Source organism: Nostoc sp., from assembly GCF_036917355.1.
Lineage (GTDB): Bacteria > Cyanobacteriota > Cyanobacteriia > Cyanobacteriales > Nostocaceae > Nostoc.
Genome location: NZ_JBALDP010000039.1, coordinates 18,327 through 39,539, shown reverse-complemented (window position 1 = coordinate 39,539; position 21,213 = coordinate 18,327). Strand labels below are relative to the sequence as shown.

General features: G+C 41.7%; 16 protein-coding genes. 6 read left to right on the top strand and 10 right to left on the bottom strand.

Going from position 1 to position 21,213, the window contains the following annotated elements:
* The first annotated feature begins 98 nt into the window (after positions 1–98).
* Complete coding sequence (locus V7K53_RS11560; RefSeq protein ID WP_335197644.1) at positions 99–248, top strand: hypothetical protein; 150 nt, start codon at positions 99–101, stop codon at positions 246–248.
* A gap of 32 nt (positions 249–280) precedes the next feature.
* Here the strand turns inward: V7K53_RS11560 and V7K53_RS11555 are convergent, their stop codons facing one another.
* Positions 281–1,531 carry a competence/damage-inducible protein A gene (locus tag V7K53_RS11555; RefSeq protein WP_335197643.1) on the bottom strand — a complete coding sequence of 417 codons (1,251 nt, stop codon included), beginning with the start codon at positions 1,529–1,531 and terminating at the stop codon, positions 281–283.
* Positions 1,532–1,699: 168 nt separating this feature from the next.
* Positions 1,700–2,983 (bottom strand): serine hydroxymethyltransferase, encoded by a 1,284-nt coding sequence (glyA, locus tag V7K53_RS11550; protein WP_335197642.1) that lies wholly within the window; start codon positions 2,981–2,983, stop codon positions 1,700–1,702.
* Positions 2,984–3,118: 135 nt separating this feature from the next.
* Between glyA and V7K53_RS11545 the strand changes: the two genes are divergently transcribed.
* Positions 3,119–3,295, top strand: a complete 177-nt coding sequence (locus V7K53_RS11545; protein WP_335197641.1) for a hypothetical protein — start codon at positions 3,119–3,121, stop codon at positions 3,293–3,295.
* Between the two features lie 75 nt (positions 3,296–3,370).
* On the opposite strand, the gene V7K53_RS11540 is transcribed toward V7K53_RS11545, so the two are convergent.
* The 4 genes from V7K53_RS11540 to V7K53_RS11525 all read right to left on the bottom strand — a co-directional run bounded on the left by V7K53_RS11540 (position 3,371) and on the right by V7K53_RS11525 (position 7,018).
* The gene (locus V7K53_RS11540) at positions 3,371–3,622 is read right to left on the bottom strand and encodes a hypothetical protein (RefSeq protein WP_335197640.1); all 252 of its coding nucleotides are present in this window, start codon (positions 3,620–3,622) and stop codon (positions 3,371–3,373) included.
* 2 nt (positions 3,623–3,624) lie between these two features.
* Positions 3,625–4,476, bottom strand: a complete 852-nt coding sequence (locus V7K53_RS11535; protein ID WP_335197638.1) for a hypothetical protein — start codon at positions 4,474–4,476, stop codon at positions 3,625–3,627.
* A 162-nt stretch (positions 4,477–4,638) separates the two neighbouring features.
* The gene (locus V7K53_RS11530; RefSeq protein ID WP_322713663.1) at positions 4,639–5,415 is read right to left on the bottom strand and encodes an RNA polymerase sigma factor SigF; all 777 of its coding nucleotides are present in this window, start codon (positions 5,413–5,415) and stop codon (positions 4,639–4,641) included.
* Between the two features lie 766 nt (positions 5,416–6,181).
* Positions 6,182–7,018: a photosystem II manganese-stabilizing polypeptide gene (locus V7K53_RS11525; protein ID WP_335197637.1), complete on the bottom strand. Its 837-nt coding sequence runs from the start codon at positions 7,016–7,018 to the stop codon at positions 6,182–6,184.
* Between the two features lie 787 nt (positions 7,019–7,805).
* Here V7K53_RS11525 and V7K53_RS11520 point away from each other — a divergent pair.
* Positions 7,806–8,153, top strand: a complete 348-nt coding sequence (locus V7K53_RS11520) for a hypothetical protein (RefSeq protein WP_335197636.1) — start codon at positions 7,806–7,808, stop codon at positions 8,151–8,153.
* Positions 8,154–8,263: 110 nt separating this feature from the next.
* On the opposite strand, the gene V7K53_RS11515 is transcribed toward V7K53_RS11520, so the two are convergent.
* Positions 8,264–13,333 carry an nSTAND1 domain-containing NTPase gene (locus V7K53_RS11515; RefSeq protein ID WP_442940481.1) on the bottom strand — a complete coding sequence of 1,690 codons (5,070 nt, stop codon included), beginning with the start codon at positions 13,331–13,333 and terminating at the stop codon, positions 8,264–8,266.
* A gap of 63 nt (positions 13,334–13,396) precedes the next feature.
* Positions 13,397–14,728: a P-loop NTPase fold protein gene (locus V7K53_RS11510; RefSeq protein ID WP_335197635.1), complete on the bottom strand. Its 1,332-nt coding sequence runs from the start codon at positions 14,726–14,728 to the stop codon at positions 13,397–13,399.
* A gap of 886 nt (positions 14,729–15,614) precedes the next feature.
* Between V7K53_RS11510 and V7K53_RS11505 the strand changes: the two genes are divergently transcribed.
* The 3 genes from V7K53_RS11505 to ftsZ all read left to right on the top strand — a co-directional run bounded on the left by V7K53_RS11505 (position 15,615) and on the right by ftsZ (position 18,843).
* On the top strand, positions 15,615–16,448 hold the full coding sequence (locus tag V7K53_RS11505; protein ID WP_335197634.1) for a cell division protein FtsQ/DivIB: 834 nt from the start codon (positions 15,615–15,617) through the stop codon (positions 16,446–16,448).
* A gap of 730 nt (positions 16,449–17,178) precedes the next feature.
* A complete protein-coding gene (locus tag V7K53_RS11500; protein WP_335197633.1) occupies positions 17,179–17,466 on the top strand; it encodes a hypothetical protein in 288 nt (95 codons plus the stop codon).
* Between the two features lie 60 nt (positions 17,467–17,526).
* Positions 17,527–18,843, top strand: coding sequence for a cell division protein FtsZ (ftsZ, locus tag V7K53_RS11495; protein ID WP_099101867.1), 1,317 nt, complete (start codon positions 17,527–17,529; stop codon positions 18,841–18,843).
* A 502-nt stretch (positions 18,844–19,345) separates the two neighbouring features.
* Here ftsZ and gshB read toward each other — a convergent pair.
* Both gshB and grxC read right to left on the bottom strand, forming a co-directional pair.
* Positions 19,346–20,320 (bottom strand): glutathione synthase, encoded by a 975-nt coding sequence (gene gshB, locus V7K53_RS11490; protein ID WP_335197632.1) that lies wholly within the window; start codon positions 20,318–20,320, stop codon positions 19,346–19,348.
* Between the two features lie 240 nt (positions 20,321–20,560).
* A complete protein-coding gene (gene grxC / locus V7K53_RS11485; RefSeq protein ID WP_190893995.1) occupies positions 20,561–20,833 on the bottom strand; it encodes a glutaredoxin 3 in 273 nt (90 codons plus the stop codon).
* Between the last annotated feature and the right edge of the window lie 380 nt (positions 20,834–21,213).

Here is a 21,213-nt window from a genome sequence, read left to right as displayed (position 1 = left end):
ATTAAACAGTTTACAGACTTTGGAAATGAGCAATACCTACGGTGAGCTACGCTAACGCACCTAGATAAAAGTTAGCGATCGCTTTTCAGTTAATCAACTTGCGATCGCTTCCAGCAGCCAGTTACGCCATCGCAATTGACTTTTTACGATTGGGGCGTTTGCGTTCTGATTTTTTCTTCAGTTCAACATCTGATGAGTGTTACACCTACTACAAAGTCAATGCTGAGTTTCAATTAGAAATCCCTTAGAAGAGGGGTGCAGAAATCACATAGTATACTTGCTACCTCGTCAACAACTTCCGGCGCAGATTATCCAACGCTGCATTCGCACTCACATGACGAATTAAAGCTCGACCTCGCACAGTACCAAACTGATACTCAAAACTTGTCACTTCATCCTTTGGTCCGGCTAAACCAATGTAAACTAAACCCACTGGCTTCGTATCTGTCCCTCCAGTTGGCCCAGCAATTCCAGTAATACTCAGTCCCCAAGTTGTTGCAAGGCGGGTTTTGACTCCAACAGCCATTTGCTCTGCAACAGTAGCACTTACTGCCCCAAATTTATCTAAATCTTCCTGATTAACCCCCAACAGCCTAACCTTCACCGAATTGTCATAAGAAATTACTCCACCCCAAAAGTAATCGGAACTCCCAGAAATCTCGGTCAACATTTGCCCTAAACCGCCACCCGTGCAAGATTCTGCCACCGAAAGCGTTTCTTTTGATGCCCGCAACAACTGACCAACTACGGTAGCAAGAGTATCATTATTAACGCCATAAAAATCCAGTCCGGCAATTTCTTTAAGTTGTTTTTCAATGGGCGCAATTAGGGCTTCTGCGGCTGCTTCTGAATTTGCTTTTGCAGAAACTCGCAGTCTTACTTCCCCTTTACCTGCATAAGGGGCCACTGTAGGATTTGGCAACTTTAAATAGGAAGCAACCTTTTCCGCTAAAGCAGATTCACCAATACCCCAAAACTTTAAACTCCGACTGTAAATAATTTCTTTACCCCAACCTTGACTTTTGAGAAATGGCACAGCGGTTTCTTCCCACATCGCATGCATTTCACTGGGAACACCGGGAAAGGTAAAAATCGTGATTTCAGGACGAGGTTGCCAAATGATTCCGGGTGCTGTTCCAGTGGGGTTGGGGAGAATTTCTGCACCTTGGGGAATCAAAGCCTGCTTGCGGTTACTTGGTGACATAACCCGACCACGTTGGGCGAATTTCTGGGTTATGTCTTCGATGATGTCAGAACGTTCTACCAACGGAACTTTAAAAAAATCGGCGATGGTTTCGCAAGTTAGATCGTCTGGTGTGGGGCCGAGTCCACCAGTGAAAATGAGAATTTGCGCTCTGGAAATAGCAATTTCTATAACTTGCTTCAACCGTTCTGGATTATCTCCAACCACTGTTTGATAGTAGTGGGGAATACCTAGTTGCGCTAATTGTTGCGCCAAAAATTGAGCATTGCCGTTGAGGATATCTCCTAGCAATAGCTCAGTACCAACACAAATAATTTCTGCACTCATTGGAAGGAATAGTTAGGAGTTAGGAGTTAGGAGTTAGAAGTTAAGAGTTAGCAGCTAAGAGTTCAAAACTTAAAACTTATCCCTCTTAACTATCATCTCAGCCTAAGCCTGGCAAGAGTTAGGAGTTTAAAACTTAAAACTCATCACTCCTAACTCTTAACTATCATGTCAGGCTAATGCTGGTACAGGAATTTCCAGGTGAGGATATAAGGGGAAGCGATCGCACAATGCTGCTACCCGTTGCCGACAATCTTGGGTTACTACGTCGGAATCTGGAGAAAGCAGGCGATCGCTAATAATATTGGCAATCTCAGTAAATTCTGCTACTCCTAAGCCCCGTGTGGTCATTGCTGGCGAACCTAACCTCAGACCGCTGGTAACAAATGGTGACTGCGGATCAAAGGGAATAGTATTCTTGTTAGCAGTAATATTCACAGTACTGACTAAATGATCTGCCTGCTTACCAGTTAGGCTTACAGAGCGTAAATCTACTAAGATTAAATGATTATCAGTGCCGTTAGATACTAACTTTAAACCACGATTTTGCAGTTGTTCGGCCAAAGCACGAGCATTTTCAATTACTTGGGCAGAATAAGTTTTAAACTCAGGCTTGAGGGCTTCTCCAAAAGCTACTGCCTTACCAGCAATAACGTGTTCCAATGGCCCGCCTTGACTGCCAGGAAAAACAGATTTATCTAGCTTTTTACCTAGTTCTGCATCGCTAGTCAAGATTAAACCACCTCTAGGGCCGCGTAGAGTTTTATGGGTAGTTGTTGTGACTACGTGACAGTGAGGAATGGGATCGGGATGAAGACCAGTAGCAACTAAACCAGCAATGTGAGCAATATCGGCAAGTAAATAAGCGCCGATTTCGTCAGCAATACTACGGAACTTTTCAAAGTCAATTACACGGGGATAAGCCGAATAACCACAAATCAAGAGCTTAGGACGCTCCCTCAGCGCCAGCTCGCGAATTTGATCGTAGTCAAGTTGTTCTGTTCGTTGACTGACACCGTAGTGGCTAACTTGGAACCACTTACCTGAGAAATTGACAGGGGAACCGTGGGTAAGATGTCCCCCATGAGACAAATCCATCCCCATAATTTTGTCCCCTGGTTCCAACAGCGACAGGAACACAGCAAAATTGGCTTGTGCGCCAGAATGGGGTTGCACATTCGCATGAGCAGCCCCAAATATCTGTTTAGCGCGATTGATCGCTAGTTGCTCGATTTTGTCGATAAACTCACAACCACCATAGTAGCGTTTACCAGGTAAACCCTCAGCATATTTATTTGTCAGTACCGAACCTTGAGCCGCCAGTACAGCAGCAGACGTAAAGTTTTCACTAGCAATCAACTCCAAGTGATCTCGTTGACGCTGTAGTTCGTCGTTGATTAACCCTGCGATCGCCGGATCGCTGGAAGAAAGAAAGTCTGAATTAGTCCTAGTCACTTGAATTATCCTTATGGAAATTTGTACAACGGCTGATTTTGATTGGACGTAGCACCTAAATATACACTCAAGAGCAATGGTTTTTGACTGCTGTACAGAGGTGATTAATCGTCTCCGTACTCTGGAGGTTTATTTGTGCTAACTTATTTATTATTAGACCCAAGCTCAATTAATGCATTAATTATCATAACGTTGCTTTTTGAAATCCTCACCTTGCTGGGTGTTGTGAGGTCGTTATACAGTATTCTTTATGAAACTATGTTAAATAATGCTTACTGCGATCGCTGCTCTGTGGAATCAACTTCAGAATGATTCGCGAACAACAAGAACCCCGACTTATTAAAGAAGTCGGGGTTCTGTGGGTTACAATTCTCACAAATCAAAAAATCAAATAGGATTCATATAGCGATTTTGATAGTAAGCCAAAATCTGGTTAACTCGTTGCCGATTTTCTAAGCTAGAGTTTGGTGTCCATGAGAGGTTCAAGCCAGCAATTTGACTTTGATTGTAATCAAACTGTTGGGATGACTGGGGAATTAAATCCACTTCCACCCCTTCGACTTGACGTAAATGAGCTGCTATTTCTCTATAAACAGCTAAAGGTAAACCCGCGAATTCAACTTTTTCCTTAGTCTCCATCTTTATGAAGCTCCCACATTAAAGGTATTTTGGGGGGGCGTTGTCACTGAAATAACATTGCCGCTAGCTGATGCAGCTGACGACGTTGATTTGACAGTCCCTTCCCCTACCATTTTGGCAACTTCAATACCATATTGTTCCAAAATCACGATGGGGTTGTAGCCCTGATTCATTTCAATACGTTTAATCAGTACGCCATTTGCTAATCGCTGTCCCGCCTGTACATACCGACTTGTCGGCTCATCCGGTACTTTGATAATTGCTTGTGGTTCTTTACTAATTAGAACTACACCAGTCACAACCACTGCCCTTGCTAACTCAGGCTGTGCTGGCGGTGGCAATACAGAGACTAAAGCGGGGTTGGGGACAACTTGAGGCAAAACTTTAGGCAACACTGAAGTCAAGGTAGGATTGACTTTTTTTGGGAGAGAAGAAACGTTATTTTTCTTTGGATTTAAAGCGATGCTGCGTGTTGGAAGTTTTCGTACTGCTAGTGATGCAGTAGGTAGCTTAGGCACCACGGGAACTGGTCTTCCAGATGTTTTAGACATTCCCGGAACAGTCTGCCCGAAAAGTTGTGCAAAAGGATCGCTTCGAGCTTTTGATACCACAAGTTCTCGTGTCCGCTCTGTAGCATTCGTGGATTGAATCAAGTTAACAGATGCAAGATTAACTTGTGAGACCTGTTTGGCCGGTATCACTGGATTCTTAAAGGATTGAGCCGCTGGTGGCGACTTTTTTGCTATTTTGGGAACTGGCACAGGATTGATGGCTTGTGGTGTATCTTCAGAAGCACATCCGGCGAGCGCCAAAGTTAGAATAGCTGCAATTGTAATTTTTGAAGTTATGCCCATGAGCCTTTCTCAAAAGCCATTGGAAAATTGAAAAGTGGAAATCAACATGCCTAAAATTTGGATCAAAGGCAAAGTATGTTCCCTTTATAACCTAATTTTTTACATTTCAAGGGTTATTTTTAGCACTGCATACCCAGTATAACTGCGGTTTGTTTTTTGCAGTCAATCTTCTGCTACACCCATAAGCTCTTTCATCAAATCCAGTCCTTTCTTGACTCGACGGGAAACCGTTACTACACTGATGCCCAGATGTTCTGCGACTTGTTTTTGGGTCAAATCTTGCAAAAACACACATTCCAACACATCGCGGGTGCGTTTTTCTAGCTGAACCAACGCTTGTTGTAAGCGAAGTTGGTCTTCTTGTGCCAGTTGAAAGCTGCGATAGTGAGGATCTGGAACCAATTCTCCCAAGCAGGTAGAACCTTCTTCTCCATCTTGGATTGGCACATCAAGACTCAAGGGAGCGCGATTGACCCATGCTAATTTAATTTCTTGCCATTCGTTTGGAGAAATTTCCAGTGCTGCTGCTAATTCCGAGTCGGTTGGTTGACGATTGTGTTTTTCACGCCAAGAACGCGATACTCCTATTGCTTGCTGTTGGAGCGCTAACCATTTCCGAGGAATTCGCACGGTGACACCTTTATCTCGGAGATAGTGTTGAATTTCACCTCGAATATAGGGAAGAGCGTAGGAACTGAAGGCATGTCCCTTGGAAATTTCAAATCTTTCAATAGCTCTGATTAAACCCAAACATCCAACCTGGAGCAAATCATCGTAAGTTTCATGACATTGATTTGTCCAATAGTGAGCTTCTTTTCTCACAAGTCCAAAATTGAGTTTTACCAGTTGATTGCGGATGTTTTCTGACGGAGATTGCTGATATTCTCGCAACAACTGCCAAATTTCGTGCTTTAGTTCATTGGTGACTGTGGTAGGCATAGCACCGGGTTTATTGAGCAAATAAAGAATCAATTATTATTCGCTTTTTAAATTCAGCTGCGATCGCATAATATCAAATGAAATATTGCGATATATTTCTTAGCAAATACTATGGTAGATAATAAAGACTTTCTATTAAAATTCCATAGGTTACTTGACAATCGAGCAAAATTTAAATGGGCGAAATCATTATTTAGTTGGTTATTTATCTTTGGTGTGACTTGTAGCTTTTTTAGAACCACATAGAAATAAAATATAAAATTAATCACTAAATATCAAACCGAGATTGTACTTAACTTGAATTAATTAATGATGAAGTTAATTTAGAGAAACGAAACAACAGTAGTCGAGCTTTTGTTTCACCAGCAAAAGTTCGATTTACAGTAAAATTACGTGCTCCTTCTACTGAAATTTATCCAATAGTTAAAAATTACTAATAATTAAAAAAAATCTTATGTATATTTACGCAAGCGAATAAAAAAAGGGCGTCTCACCCTTTTTTGTACTTAAGTCTATAGTGTTTTAGTGAAAGGTAAAAAGTTAAAGAGATGAATCAAGTCACCCATAAGACTGAGGGATAATAATTTTCCCAATTGTCAGGGCTATTTTGCCCCAATTTTACTCACATTTAACTTTTCCCCATTTTTGCAAAAAATCTATCCACCCTCTTTTTTAAAGAGGGTGGATAGTTTAACTTTTGCGATCAAGTCTGATACTTACAGAATTGTCGTTTTGAGTGCTAGTCAGTTGCCTTACTTTCAAGGATTTAGCCACGAGCCGATTCAACCCGTCCATAAAATAGACCACGAATCTTGACTTCTTTAGGTTCGCCAGCACCTAAATCTGTATCAGATGGCTGTTCGCTCTCGAAAGTGCCAGCAATTTCACCGCTAGAACTGTCTATTTTGGCGATTTGCAGAGAAATCTTGCCATTGAGATTTTCAGCACGCTTGACGTTAGTGCGGGTAAGTTCTTCATCATCTGCTTGGGCAGGTAGAGCTACGGCATTATCATAGCCACTGACGACACCACGACCTTTGGGATCTAGGAAGGCAGCACCACGATAGGAAGGAACTTTAAAGCTGCCTTCAAAGTCCGTAGAGGTGTTAATACTGGTCAAGCTGGGTTGGCTTTGAGCAACCAAATTTTTGATGGTGAAGAGGAAAGGTACTCGCTCACCACCAGGAAGTTGCACAGTGATGGCTTGAAAGTCAAGACCATCAGTTTCCGTAAAAGTCAGGCTATTATCTGCGTTAACTTTTAGATTACCTTGCACCTGGTCAATGGTGGAAGTGTATCTGGTCAACAATTTGCCAGCAACAAATTCTGCTTCTTGGCGTTTATTAGCAGGTTCTTCTTTGATGAAGAAGCTAGTTGGTTCCAAGCAAAGTTCTTTGATGGTATAAGACTGGCTAGAATCAATGGGAATGGAACCACGGCTTGTTTCTGCTAGTTGGGGGCATTTGTTCGCCAAGCCAGTGCCGCGAATTTGATCGTAAGTGAGTACATCTCTACCACTACTGGTAGTAGGAGCATCACTACAAGCGGTTATTAGCCCCAGGCACAAAGCCAAGAATGCAACAATTAAAGCGCGATACCTCATGGTCAACCTCAATCTCAAAAATTAATATCTAAGTTGTAAAACTGCATCGAAGCTTTGATCTCTGATGAGAAGCCGCTACTCTGCAAAAAGCTACCTTTGTTCGGACACGGCTTTGCTCTGATTAAGAGAGTTGAAGCAAGTGTTCGGGTGTCTAGTTGTCAGACGCTGCTCAAACTTTTCTCTGCTAAACGTAGTTAAACGTGTCGCTATCTTGAGCTTGGGGTGTAGACCCCAGACTAAGTAGCACACTGCATCCATTTTGGATGTGTGTCACTAGGGGAGCAAAAAACCAGCAGTTTTACTGTTGGTGGCATTTGTTTAGAGTTGGGCGAGTGTATGAGTAAGCCTCACACAGAGAAGCATAAATGCTTGTGCCTTGAAAAGTGCGAACAGGGATGTCTACTTCGCACTTTGCTTTTGCTGATCGCAAAAGCGGCGTCGCCCAAGTCTTTTTGTATCATGTATGTGACGCCACTACATACAGCCCATTGTTGGATGGGTAAATCAGCCAGATCATACGATTTTTTTTAACTCAAAATCAAAGTTCTCAAAATCCAAGAAAGTCTCGTACCGATCGCATCTAGCTTTTGTAAAGCCTATGCTAAAGGTTACTACGCTCTTTTTGGAGCGATCGCAATTGCTTTTGATAAAGATACAAATCTAGTTATATTCACCGCTAACTAGGGCAAGTGAGGAGATGCGGTGACAGGGAGATAACTGACAAACTAGGGAAAATTAAAAATCTCCGGTAAATTTGAGTTGACCTCATTTATACGGAAAAGGTGGCATGAACGATCTCAAAAATATTGAATCAGAGAAGTTGTCTGCTAAACTGCAAGCGATCGCAACTGTAGTGTATGATGCCGCTACAGCTTGTGAAGGCGATACTGTAGCTCTTTTGGCTTTGCTCCGGCAATTAGAGCAGTTACACCGAGAGATCCGGGATGGGGTCTTTCAAGAGAGTTTGCCTGTTAACCGTCGCCAACTTTACTCACTGCTGAAAGATATTGAGTCTGAGGGAGGCTGGCCCTATATTGAGCGTATGAGGCTACAAGCCTTTTTAGCAAATTTGCCACAAGAGGCTCCTGAAGAAAATAGCCATGAACTTTTGGAGAGCGATCGCTCTTTTGGCTGATTAGCTCGAAATTTATTTCTAGCTCTGAATTAATAACTCCGATCGCCTCATCAACCGCTAAACCAAGAGCGGTTGCTCATTGAGACTTCAACCTAATTTATAATTCGTAATTAAAAAGGGTTTGTACGGGTTATCCCATCACAAAGAAGGCGATCGCGCTCTTCAAGATTGTGGTTGTGCTTAAGGTAATCACCTAGCCAATCGCAACCACGAACAAGCAGATCCTCAAGATGTAAATTCCACAAAATTATCGTGTTGTCATCACTAGCTGATGCTAGTGTTTGACCATCTGGGCTAAAACTGACACTTAATACCGGAGCACGATGCCCATTGAGACTTTTAATTAATTTGCCATCACGGCTCCAGAGTTTCACTGTACTGTCCCAACTGGCGGCGGCGAGTAATTCACCATTGGGGCTGAAAGTCACGGCATTGACGCTATCACTGTACCCCTTTAATAAAGTTTTTAACAACGTCCCATCCCGTCGCCACAGTTTCACGGTGTTATCCCAGCTAGCAGAAGCCAGCAACTCGTCAGTAGGACTAAAGCTGACACCTAATACCCAGCTATCATGAGGCGAGAAAGTTTTGAGCAAAGTACCATCCCGCCGCCAAAGTTTCACAGTTTGATCGTCACTAGCAGAGGCTAAAACCTGACCATCAGGGCTGAAATTGACGCTATTTACCCAACCCTGATGTCCCACTAAGGTTTTGAGCAACTTGCCCTCACGGTTCCAAAGTTTCACTGTTTTATCTTTACTAGCTGATGCTAAAAACTGACCATCAGGGCTGAAATTGACGCTCATGACACTATCGCTATGTCCGTGGAGAGTCATGATTAAAGTACCGTCAAGCCGCCAAAGTTTCACAGTTTTGTCATAACTTCCTGAAGCCAGCATTTGACCTTTTGGATCAAAACTGACACTGGGAACTTTATTTGTGTGTCCCACTAAAGTTTTGTAAAGTCGAGTTTTGATCTCGCCATTACTGGTGTATCGTCGCCAAAGTTTGACAGTGCGATCGCTACTACCAGAAGCTAGCATCTGACCGTCGGGACTCCAAGCAACGCTCAAAACCCGATCTCGATGCCCTTGAAGAATAGACGGTCTTGGAGCATCTAAACTCCATAGTTTCACGCTTTTGTCGAAACTTCCTGAAGCTAACAGTTTGTTTTTTGGACTGAAAGCGATGCTAACGACAGCATCACTGTGACCTTTGAAGGTTTTGAGTAAATTACCAGTGATACTCCAGAGGTTTATGGTATTGTCTTCGCCTGCGGAAGCTAACTTTTTACTATCCGAACTAAAGCTCAAACTCCACACCGTACCGTTATGCTGCCGTAAAGTTTTGTAAGGAAAAAAGTCAAAACCGTCTTTAGTGTTGCCACTCTCCCGCCGCCAAAGTTTCACTGTCTTATCTCGACCTGCTGATGCCAGGAATTTACTGTCTGGGCTGAAAATAGACACAATCACACCTTGCTTATGTCCCTGCAAAGTTGTAACCAGGCTACCGTCCCGCCGCCAGATTTTTACTGTTTTGTCGTCGCTAGCTGAGGCGATGAATTGACCATCAGGACTGAAGTTTACCCAATTAACCCACCCTTGATGTCCTCTCAGTATTTTTACTAAGCTACCGTCTTGGCGCCAGAGTTGTATGGTTTTATCTTTACTGCCAGTAACTAATAACTCGCCATCAGGACTAAAGTTAACGCTGTAAACCCAATCTTTATGTCCTTTGAGAGTTTTATATGGTTTGGGGTCAAATTTACCTGTAACCGAGTTTTTGCGCCAGATTCTCACTGTTTTGTCGAGGCTAGCGGAGGCTAGGGTTTGACCATCAGAGCTGAAACTTACACAGGTAACAGCATCAGTGTGACCTTTGAGGGTTTGGAGTAAAGTACCGTCAGGATGCCAAAGTTTCACTGTCTGATCTCGGCTACCTGATGCTATCAACTGACCATCTGGGCTGAAAGTCACTCCCCAGACGATATCAGTGTGCCCTTCCAGGCGGTTAACCTCAGTTACCCCATAAACTGCTTGTTGCAAGGCTGTTACCACCCGCATTCGGGTATCTGGCTGAACTCCATCTGCTTGTTTAAGTCCTCTCCAAGCCCGCAAACTTTCTAAGAGGGCATCAAATTCTTTATTAGATGCAAACAGAGCTTCACTAGCAGCAGCGATCGCACTAATTTGCAAGTTGGTTTCACTACGTTCAGCTCGTAGAGTTTGACGGACTGCTGCTCTTTTTTGTAAGTCGGCTTGCCACCATAACGCTGCTATTGTTCCCCCCATAATTGCTAGGATTGCACCTGCTATCCGTGCTTCTCGCAGTCGTCGTTGCAATACTAAATTTAGTTGCTTTTGACTAAGTTGTTGGGCTGCTTCGGCTCTAGTTTTTTCAAGTTTGATTTTTTCTAATTCGGCGAGCATACCATAGTTGTTCTTTTGGCGAATTGGTTCAACTAAATAATCGTGAACCAACTGGTAGCGATCGCCTAACTCTTCTCTGACTCGCAATACTAAGCCTGAACCCACCAAGATTTCTAAGATCAGTTCTCCAACTTTGTCAAAGCTTGATATTGTATCTATATCATAATTATTAACTAATGCAGCCGCTAAATCGGCTTTAGTTTTTAAAGGTCGCGTCCCCTTTTCATCTGTTAACTCAAATAATAATTTCCAACTTAACTCTTCATTCTCTTGACCGCAGTCTTTGATAACTTGCCCTAACCAGCGTTCCACCAATTTGGCCGAGCCACCACAAAGCTTATATTCTGCAAGTGTCGTAATGTTTTCTATTTGTAGTTGAGCACCGACTATTTGTAATTCAATTGGATGTACTTCGTCTAGTTCTCCTGTCAAATCCTGGACTAATCGGTTAATTAATTCCTCACTTAGTTCATAATGTGAACGTTGAGTAAGACTGTGAATTATGGCTTTGGCATCTCGGCTAGAGAATTTTCCCAAATAGTAGCGAATGTCCTTATCAAGAATATTTTTATTAATTACTCCTAAATCATAAAAGCCAGTACTATTTTTCTGACTCAAACGTTCAAACTCTAATAAATGATGTAAGTAATCTTCTCGTAACGAAAGAATAATTTTTACATAAGAAATATTTAAACATTCGCTAAAAAATTTATAAAATTCTATTCTTTGTGTAGGAGGGTTACTAACAAAGAAAAATTCTTCAAACTGGTCTAATATGATAACTATTGTATAATTGCGCTCACATGCCAATCGAATTCTTTCTAGTATTATGGTGGGTGTAGAGTCAATATTAACGGATATTCCTGTGTATGCTAGTGCTTGATTAATACTGCTGCTTAAGATTGTTATCCAATCAGTATAAACAGACAAAAAAATCGGTATAGGAATACGTTCACCGATAACTTTCCCCTTGAGTGCTGGGACTAAACCAGCTTTGAGAATTGAGCTTTTACCTACACCAGATGGCCCATAAATAACTGTGAGTTTGTAGTCAGCGCGGGCAATTCTTTCAATTAAGCGATTGACATCTTGTTGCCGTCCAGAAGCAGAGATTTCTTGAGCAATTTCTTCAGGAATAAACGGTATTTTGTGAGGTTCTAGTACTGGGTTAATTCTGGGGCGTTGTGGCTGTAATTGACTTGCTCCAATAAAGGCACGAAAGCCATACTGATGTTCTATTTTAATTTTTTCTTGTTTCAGCTTAAAGGCTTCTGTATAGTTATGACACTCAAAAAAGTAAAGCGATCGCAGTTCCTCTAAAATCTCTAAGTACAGTAATGGCTGATGTTGTAGCTCACAAACTACCCTCGCCCATTCCAAGTTATTGATAGCTTCCTCGCACTCACCCAAATGCCGTTGTGTGCGTGCTAGCAAGAGAAGATACCAACTTTCTTGTCGTCGTCTTCGCAAAGCGTCTCGCAAAGAAACTTGTGTTACTTCTTCGGAGATAGAAAGCGCTGTATTTGCTAATTCATGAGCCAGTACCCAATTCGATTCTGAAGCCGCCACATTTGCCAAAAAACCATAATTTTGAGCAACTTGTGCGGGAGTTCCATAAGTTTTATGTAGGTGTAATGACTTTTGAGCTAATTCTTTTAAGTCATCCCAGGCTTGTAAGCGTTGCAGCATTTCACAAGCAGGCAAAATGAATTTAGCAACTAAGTCTTCTCTTTGTACCTCCTCCAATAGCTCCAAGCATTGTTTAAACCACGACAGAGCATGTTCGCAATAGCTACTAGTATTCTGGTATAAGTCTGCCATTCGGTGATAACAAAGCCCCAGGTGGAATAGTACTATTGCTTGCTTGAGTAAAGATGAGGGGGACATAGGTTGAGGACATGAAAGAGGCAAAGAAGAATTACTCTCCCACTCTGCTACTCTCCTTGCTTCCTGCTGCCATAATGCTAGGCTTCTTTGATAATTAGCTAAAGCACCATTAATTTGATCGTTGGCGTATTTATCTCGCCCCAATACAAACTCTAAACTAGCTTCTAATCCTGGTGTTAGTTTAACGCTATACAGGCGTAGTAAATCATTACGCGCTGATTCTATTTCGTGGCGGTGTTGCGACTTAGGATCTAAATCTAGAAAGGCGTTAGATAAAAATGTTTCAGCACCTGCTTCTAAAACTTTGGCAAATAGAGATTCTTCCTCTTGAGAGATCAAAGCAATTAAATCTGCCTTGGCCATTTCAAATTTAATAGTGGTTGCAGCCCAGCTTTTGAAATCAGGCGCTAATCTTGAAAGCAATGATGCTACTTCATCCTGTAGCCACAACACCACTGGAAATGGAAAAGTAGCAGCATAGATATCTCGTGCTTGGTTGATACCTGTAAGTAAGTTTTCTAGGTTGGTAGTTGACTCAATACCGAAAATCATTACAGCAGACGGTAAAGAGTCTGTAAGGACGGCAGGATTATCTAAAGATAGTTCTGAGATTATTGTGCTGTGTAAAGAAGTAGTTGATGGATTGAGAATGATTTCTCTGATATTAATTTCTTTGGTGTTCGAGCGAATATTCTCTAACATTTGCTCGCGTAATCGCCTATAGTTACATCGAACTAAAATCAGAGCAAATTGACCTTCTGAAAGTGCGATCGCTCTAATTAGTCTTTGCAAAGTATGCTGATTTTCTTTAGTGTAGACACGTAGCTGTTTGTCATTACTCATTGGATATGGGGTATTAGGCATTGAATATGGGGCATTAATCATTAGTTCACTAACAAATGACCAATGACAAATGACAATTGACTATTACTTGTTTTGTTGCCAAGCCAAAACTTTTTCTGTTTCTGCCAAGGCTGGACTGATGCCAAACCAGCGCCCCACAGGATCGCGATATTCAAACAAATACATACTTCTTAGTAAGCTCTGATAGTCAGACTCACCTTTAACTCTCTGCTGCTGTACTACTTCAAACAATAATTCCCACTGTGACTCATCAATAGCTAATAGCAGATCGTCACGGTAGTCCTTAATCACGGCTTCTAAGCAGTCCCTAGAAAAAGGCGGATCTTGTCGTTGCAGGCAGCTATAAAGTAAGCCTAGTAAGTTACGAATGTGACCACCACTAACTCGACATAGACGATCCAAAGTTTGGAAGTGATCGAATAATTCTGTAATTAATAAAAGTCTGCTATTCAAAGGAACTTCTGGAAAAGCTCTAGCTAGAACTAACTGGCGTACTAGTGACATTCCTGGTTCGTAGTCACTGCCATCTCTTTGCCTCACTAATACCATCGGCAGTACTTTTGGTGCAATCCCTCCCCCCAGACGATTTTTCAGTGTCTCATATTCATTGGAGAAAATTAATGTTAGGGGAATTGTGTAAACTAGGTGGCATTTAAGTCGGCGTAACTGTTCGCCTCGGTCAATGAAGAGATATTCTGGTTGCGATCGCCCGGATGCTAAGGGACGCATATCCACTCGATCCAAATTATCTACAATCACTACCAGTCCTTTTTGACCCCTTAGCTTTAGCTGTTCAACGGCCTTTTCTAAAATCTCTTCATTAATCGCTTGCAAAATGCTATTGGTTCGCGGTTCCAGATATTGTCTTAGTTGATTCCGCATCTGGGTACTATCTTTTGTTTTGGCGGTAATTTTGGCAATCCCCAAGGACAACTCTGCTTGCCCAGAAAGCTCTATGGGGCTTTGCAAAAAATCGCCTACTTCTTTAAACAAATTAGTAAAGTAACCAGGTTTGAGTTTGATGCTAATACTTTCTAAACTGGCACTGACTTGACGGGCTACACTCAGCAAAATATCGCTGATATCAATATCCGCCATGTCTAAGTCTTGGCTGGACTCAAAATAAACCACATGAAATCCTGCCAATTCTAATTCTGTCTTGAGGCGCTGCAATTCCGTTGACTTACCGCAGCCAATATGACCCGTAAATAACTGACAGGTTGGCTCATCAGGAGAAATCCGAATGATAGTTCGTTGCAATTCTTCGACAATCTTGCAACCACGTACATCAGCAAAATCTATGTAATACTGCCGATCTAGTACGTTACTTATATTTAGCGTGTAGCTAGGGTTACATGCTTTATAAAAACGTGACAAATTTAATGTCGTTTTCATGTATGTAGAGGTTTATGTAGATGCAGTTTAATTTGAATTCTTTATACAATTAATCCCTATCTATCTAGGATGTAGATACAGGATTGACTCGCAAGGTGGTAGTGTCTTGCAAAAGACAGTACTTGTCGCCAGATTACTGTCAGTAGTATGGTAGAGATTTAATTGATCCTAATAGCGAATGGCACTAAGATAATGCAAACCCATTATCTACAAAGCTTTTGGGTGTGGGGTGTAGGGTGTGGGGTATAGTGACGAATAACTTTATTTATGTTCGCACTTATTTTTACTTTTCTTGATTTTTTCCGAACCTACACCCTATCCCCTATATCCCTACCTGGCAAGGGTTTCATCTTTTATTCGTGCCATTCGACCCGTCAGATATTAAGCATATCTGTCCTTTTTACACTTGCTATTGAGGTTTTGACAATCTATCCCTTCTGTTTGACCTGCCACAAAATCATATGGCTGAGGGAGTAAGTAAAAAAAGCTACAATTTTTCATTGTTCTTCGTTTAGATAGCTGATGAGTCTAACTGGTATGAATTATAGCAAGGTATACAGAGATCCAGGAATACTTGTGTATCATTTCACATTCTATTTGTCAAGAAAGCAAAATCCCACACATCTCAATTAATATTTTGTAATCTTTAAGGAAAAATCTTCAAAAATAACTTGTCAAAAAGACTACAGTCAGTTAAAAATGGACACCGGAAACTTTAATAGGAATAATGACTAACGCCATTATCATTGTGTAGTTACTGTAAAGTGTTACTAAAAATAAAAAAAGTCTTGAGGAGAGCGGCTCAAAGATGCCAACAGTGTTTACTGAAATTAATAATGATACGAGTTTGTCAAGGAATTTAGATTGCAATCACAAAGGGGTGTGAATGGCTGGCATAATATCAGTTTCCCGCACGCATCTAGCCCAGCGTCGTCAGAAATTGCGTCGGCAGCGGCAGATGAGAATTATTCAAGCTATTTGGCGAACCTTTGCCATTACTGGTTTGGCGGGTGGATTGTTGTGGGTGGCAGTCCAACCGGTGTGGATGCTAAAGGCTCCCAAACAAATAGTGATGAAATCAGGCAATCAATTGCTGTCGGCTCAAACAACTCAATCATTGTTGGTGCTGTCTTACCCTCAGTCTTTGTGGCGGATTGAACCGTCAGCGATCGCTAACTCTTTGAAGAAACAACCAACTATTGCCCAAGCGATCGTCAGACGCCGCCTATTTCCTCCTGGATTAATCATTGAAATCCAAGAACGAGTACCTGTCGCGGTAACTCAAACACGTCGCAACAAAAAAGTAATAATCGGCTTGCTAGATGCAAGTGGGGCCTGGATGCCTTTAGAAAAATATACATCACTGAATCCCACTAGAAAATTACCCAATCTCAGAGTAATTGGTTCGCCAAATCAATACTGCCTCTACTGGACTCAACTCCATGAAGCTGTGAGTCAAAGTCCTGTAAAAGTGATGGAAATTGATTGCCAAAATCCAACAAATTTAATTTTGAAAACAGAATTAGGAAATGTGCATCTTGGTGTTCCAGGTTCCCAGTTATCTGAACAAATTAAGGTACTCGCCCAAATGCGTCATTTAGCAACAAAATTTAATTCTGGTCAAATAGAGTATATTGATCTGAAAAATCCCGAATTTCCATTGGTACAAATGAACCAAAAAGACCAAAAATTAACTCCCAAAATCCCTAAAAACATCTAGCGTGTTTATTATTTTGATAGCTCCTAGTAAATTAAGAAGCTTTATGCTGATAAATATATTTATTATTTTCAGTTTTCCCGCAAATCGCCTGAAAATCGGCATTAACTTCTAATTAAAATGAGAAGATCAATCATAAAATCTCTATTGCGAGTAACAGACTCTCAATTGTTACCCTAACATCTAATAGTAGGGTGCAAGATGTCAGACAGTCTAATGATGGTCTATAGCGTACAAAACGCCTTCTGCCCATACATTCTTTGACTAAACCCAGTGCAAAAAAGAGAAAGTTGCTTGAGCTTTTTATTCAGATTCAGACTCCCGAACAGAGGTCACTGATGAGAACGGTTTATGCCGCCATCTAAGTGCAGAGGCAAAAAGGCTCTGGCTTTGGTCTGTTGAGGACACTTCCAAAGACAGTTTACCGAAGTTTCAATCTGTAACGAAAAATCCCAGCCAAAGTTGTGTAAGCACTGCTTCTGGGCAATAAGTTTGGACTGTTCTGTGCTGTAATTCCTATTAGGTAACGAAATCTCTTAGGAAATCTTGATTTGTTGGCTGCACTAGTGAGGGTTCTTGTAGGATAGACTATTGCTCCAACAAAGTGTCCATTGAGACCACCCAAACAACAAATTAATCAGGTATAGTCTGACAAGTAAATTCTTGCTTAGTTTAACCTTAAGAATAAGTAAGTAGAAGGTAAATTTTGTGTCTAAAGTTGCAATCATTCCCAATGGTGAAACCTATTAACAATATTATTATTGAGGCAGAGAAGATACGCTGTAGTGTGTCTTCACAAGTTATGCCCGCTGCTGAGAATAATGAAGAGATCAATGTCTGGTTGAAGTTATACAGGTCAGTTTTAGATAAATATAGGTATACTTCTCTAGAATTGGCTGTGCGATCGGCTGTGTTAAAAGCTTATCCCATAGCAAATTTTCGCACTGCCAATTCTGTTAGGCTTGGCAGTAGTGAAAACAATAAAGAACAACGCCATAATATTGTGGCATTGTCAAACTAAAGTTGACTCTTAGGTGAATAACACCTGAAAAAGTCGTTTATCTACCCTTTCACAAATCCAATGACACTTGATAATAACCAAGGACTTAACTATAAAAATTCCCAATCTACGGGACAGCCGGGGTTCTCTCTGGCAGTTAACTCGACCAATCCTTTTAATAATTCTGGGCTGAACTTCGGGCAAAATCACGATAATAAGAAAATTTCTCCGGAAAATAGCCGAATTGGCGAGATTGTTCCTGGTCGGGTCGCCAACATCAAAGTGATTGGTGTCGGTGGTGGTGGTGGCAATGCTGTTAACCGCATGATCGAGTCTGATGTCTCCGGGGTAGAGTTTTGGTCAATTAACACTGATGCCCAAGCTCTTACCTTAGCTGGCGCTCCAAGTCGATTGCAAATTGGGCAGAAGCTAACGAGGGGTTTAGGAGCAGGTGGTAATCCTGCGATCGGTCAAAAGGCAGCTGAGGAATCACGGGATGAAATTGCTACGGCTTTAGAGGGTGCAGATTTAGTATTTATCACTGCTGGTATGGGGGGTGGTACTGGGACAGGTGCAGCACCAATCGTGGCAGAAGTGGCCAAAGAAATGGGCGCTCTAACTGTTGGTGTAGTAACACGTCCATTTGTTTTTGAGGGACGCCGCCGCACCAGCCAAGCGGAACAAGGTATTGAAGGACTAAAAAGTAGAGTAGATACACTGATCATTATCCCCAACAATAAACTGCTGGAAGTGATCCCCGAACAAACGCCTGTGCAAGAAGCTTTTCGCTATGCAGATGATGTACTGCGTCAAGGGGTGCAAGGTATTTCTGATATCATCACGATCCCCGGTTTAGTAAACGTTGACTTTGCTGATGTCCGAGCTGTGATGGCAGATGCAGGTTCGGCTTTGATGGGAATAGGCGTTAGCTCTGGAAAATCCAGAGCTAGAGAAGCTGCGATCGCAGCTATTTCTTCACCATTACTAGAGTGTTCTATTGAAGGCGCTAGAGGGGTTGTCTTTAATATTACAGGTGGTACTGACCTGACTTTGCATGAAGTGAATGCAGCCGCAGAAGCAATCTATGAGGTAGTCGATCCCAACGCCAATATTATTTTTGGGGCTGTAATTGATGATAGGCTCCAAGGTGAGGTAAGAATTACTGTAATTGCCACCGGATTTACAGGTGAAGTGCAAGCTGCGGTACAACAAAGCGTGGCTAATGTTAGAGTCGCACCGAATACCTCGAAGCGTCCAACAACACAGCAACCCGCAGTTAATCCCCCAACCTCAACTCCAAGTTCAACTCCAACCCCAACTCCAATTCCAGAACCAAAGGAAAAACCTGGATTAGATATCCCTGATTTTCTGAGAAACCGACGTACACCAAGGAATTAAAAGATTTGGAGCTTGGGATTTTAGATTAACTTAGCAGTCTCAGGTCAGGCTAAAGGCTGTATAAAATCTGCTACTTCCACCAGGGTTTTACCAGGGGCAGGGATAAGCAATTTTTTGCCATCCCCAATTTTGCCAATTGGTAAAAAAACTTGTCAACGCTACTTTATAGAATTAATTTGGGCAGGGGTCTACTGGCTTGCATGTCCAGCTATGCTTTCAGAACAAAACAATAGGAATACCTGCCCAACTATGGATGCATCACCAATAGTGCAGTATTAACGAGTCTTCTCCCAGAGGCAGACACCAAGGGCGAGGGCGTTAGCGAGTCATCGAGCGTTACAGCCAATCATAGACAATGCATCTACCCCTCGCGATCTAGTAAACTCATATTCCGTATAAGTAAATATATTTACTTAAAAAAGTAGCGTAGGAAACCAGCCCACGCAAGTGTGCGAAATAAGTCTGTTTGTTGAGGAATAGAACATCAAACAAAAAATGTAAATTATTTTTTGATTTTTAGTGTTTGTTCAATCCATTGAATAACCTGATGACCAAGGCGAGTACCATCTAGGCGATCAATCTCACGAATGCCGGTAGGACTAGTGACGTTGACTTCAGTTAGGTAGCCACCGATAACGTCAATACCCACAAAAATTAAGCCGTCTTGGCGTAAGCGTTCGGCTACTTGGCTACAAATTTCATACTCTCTTGGGGTAATTTCGGTTTGAGCGACTGTACCACCAGTTGCCATATTGTTGCGAAAATCAGTTCCACTAGAGAGGCGATTGAGCGCACCAATTGGTTCACCATTGAGCAAGATGATTCGTTTATCTCCTTCTTTTGCCTCCGGTAAATAGGTTTGCACCATTACTGGCACTTTACCTTGGAGGGTACTGAGTTCAACAATAGAGTTAAAATTGCGATCGCCTGATTGCAAAAACAAAATTCCTTCGCCAGCTTTGTTACCCAACGGTTTGAGAACTGCTGCCCCCTTTGCTTCCACAAATTGCTGGATAAATTGCTTATCAGCACTGACAATCGTTTCAGGAATTGCCTTGGTAAACTGAAGGGCGTACATTTTTTCATTTGCCCCTCGGATGCCACTGGGACTGTTAATCACCAAGGTTTTATTTTGGTCAATGTAATCAAGAATGTATGTGGCATATAGGTAGGAATCATTGACAGGTGGATCTGTCCGCATAAATACGGCGTCCATTGTCTCTAAAGAAGTTAAGGAGGAATCGCTCAACTTATACCAAGGATTTAGCGCTACCCAGCGTCCCTCCACCAACTGCACTGGGACAAGTTCGACTTGCTGTAGGACAGCCCAAGCTTTGCCCTCCACCACACTCAGCAGATTTGCCTGAGTCACCCAAACTTCATGTCCCATAATTTGTGCTGCTTCAATTAGGGCAACACTGGTATCATGACACGGGTCAAGTAGATGGATGGAATCAATGATAAAAGCCAGTTTCACCCTTTATACCTCAATCACCAAGAAATTAAATGGTTATTCAATTATTATCTCTTGATGCTCTCACCAATTGACGTACATATGTACTGCTGAGTGGAACCTGGAGGGTAAAGTCTTGTGGACAGATATCAGTTTTGTAAGGAAAAAGCCCGTAGACAAGGTAGCATTTTGTTTTCTAGAGTTGTAGCGACTGCCGTGTAATTTGCAGCGGCTTGTTTGTCGCTAGGGCAATACCTTCTAAATCTATACGCTATTGCTAGAAGTTAGTAGCTCATCCAGCTTGCCCTGACTATCTAACGCGTGGATATCATCACAACCACCAATATGATCGTCATTGATGAAAATTTGCGGTAAAGAACGGCGTCCATTTGCTCTTTGAGCCATTTTATTTCTGGCTGCTTCATCTCCATCAATACTGTATTCGATAAATTCAACACCTTTGTTCTTCAACAAACTTTTGGCACGAATGCAAAACGGGCAAGTCCTCCAAGTGTAAATTTCTACTTTTGCAGCCATGATGTCCTCAACTTGATTTAATACTTTTTAATTTTAGAGCTTTGCCACTGACTGTGGCTGCTTTATCCCTTCATAACCTAATTTACAGAAGGCGCTGATGTAAGTAGGCAAAAATAAAAGTAATGTTAAATAATGTAAAAATATTGATATTAGTTTGTAGTGTACCACTTTAGAAAAGCAAGCTACGCGTAGCGTCTACAAACTTTTAATTATTTACGCAGCTTTATTTAGACTCCAAGGTTAAGCCAGCCAAATATTATGTAGATTATTTTTATTTTGCATCTGACCTAACAAGCTAATAATATTTCAGTTTAAATGCTAGCAATAGCAGTAATTATATTTAGATTGTTTCTGTCGCTTAAATTTTTTCGCTACTAAGC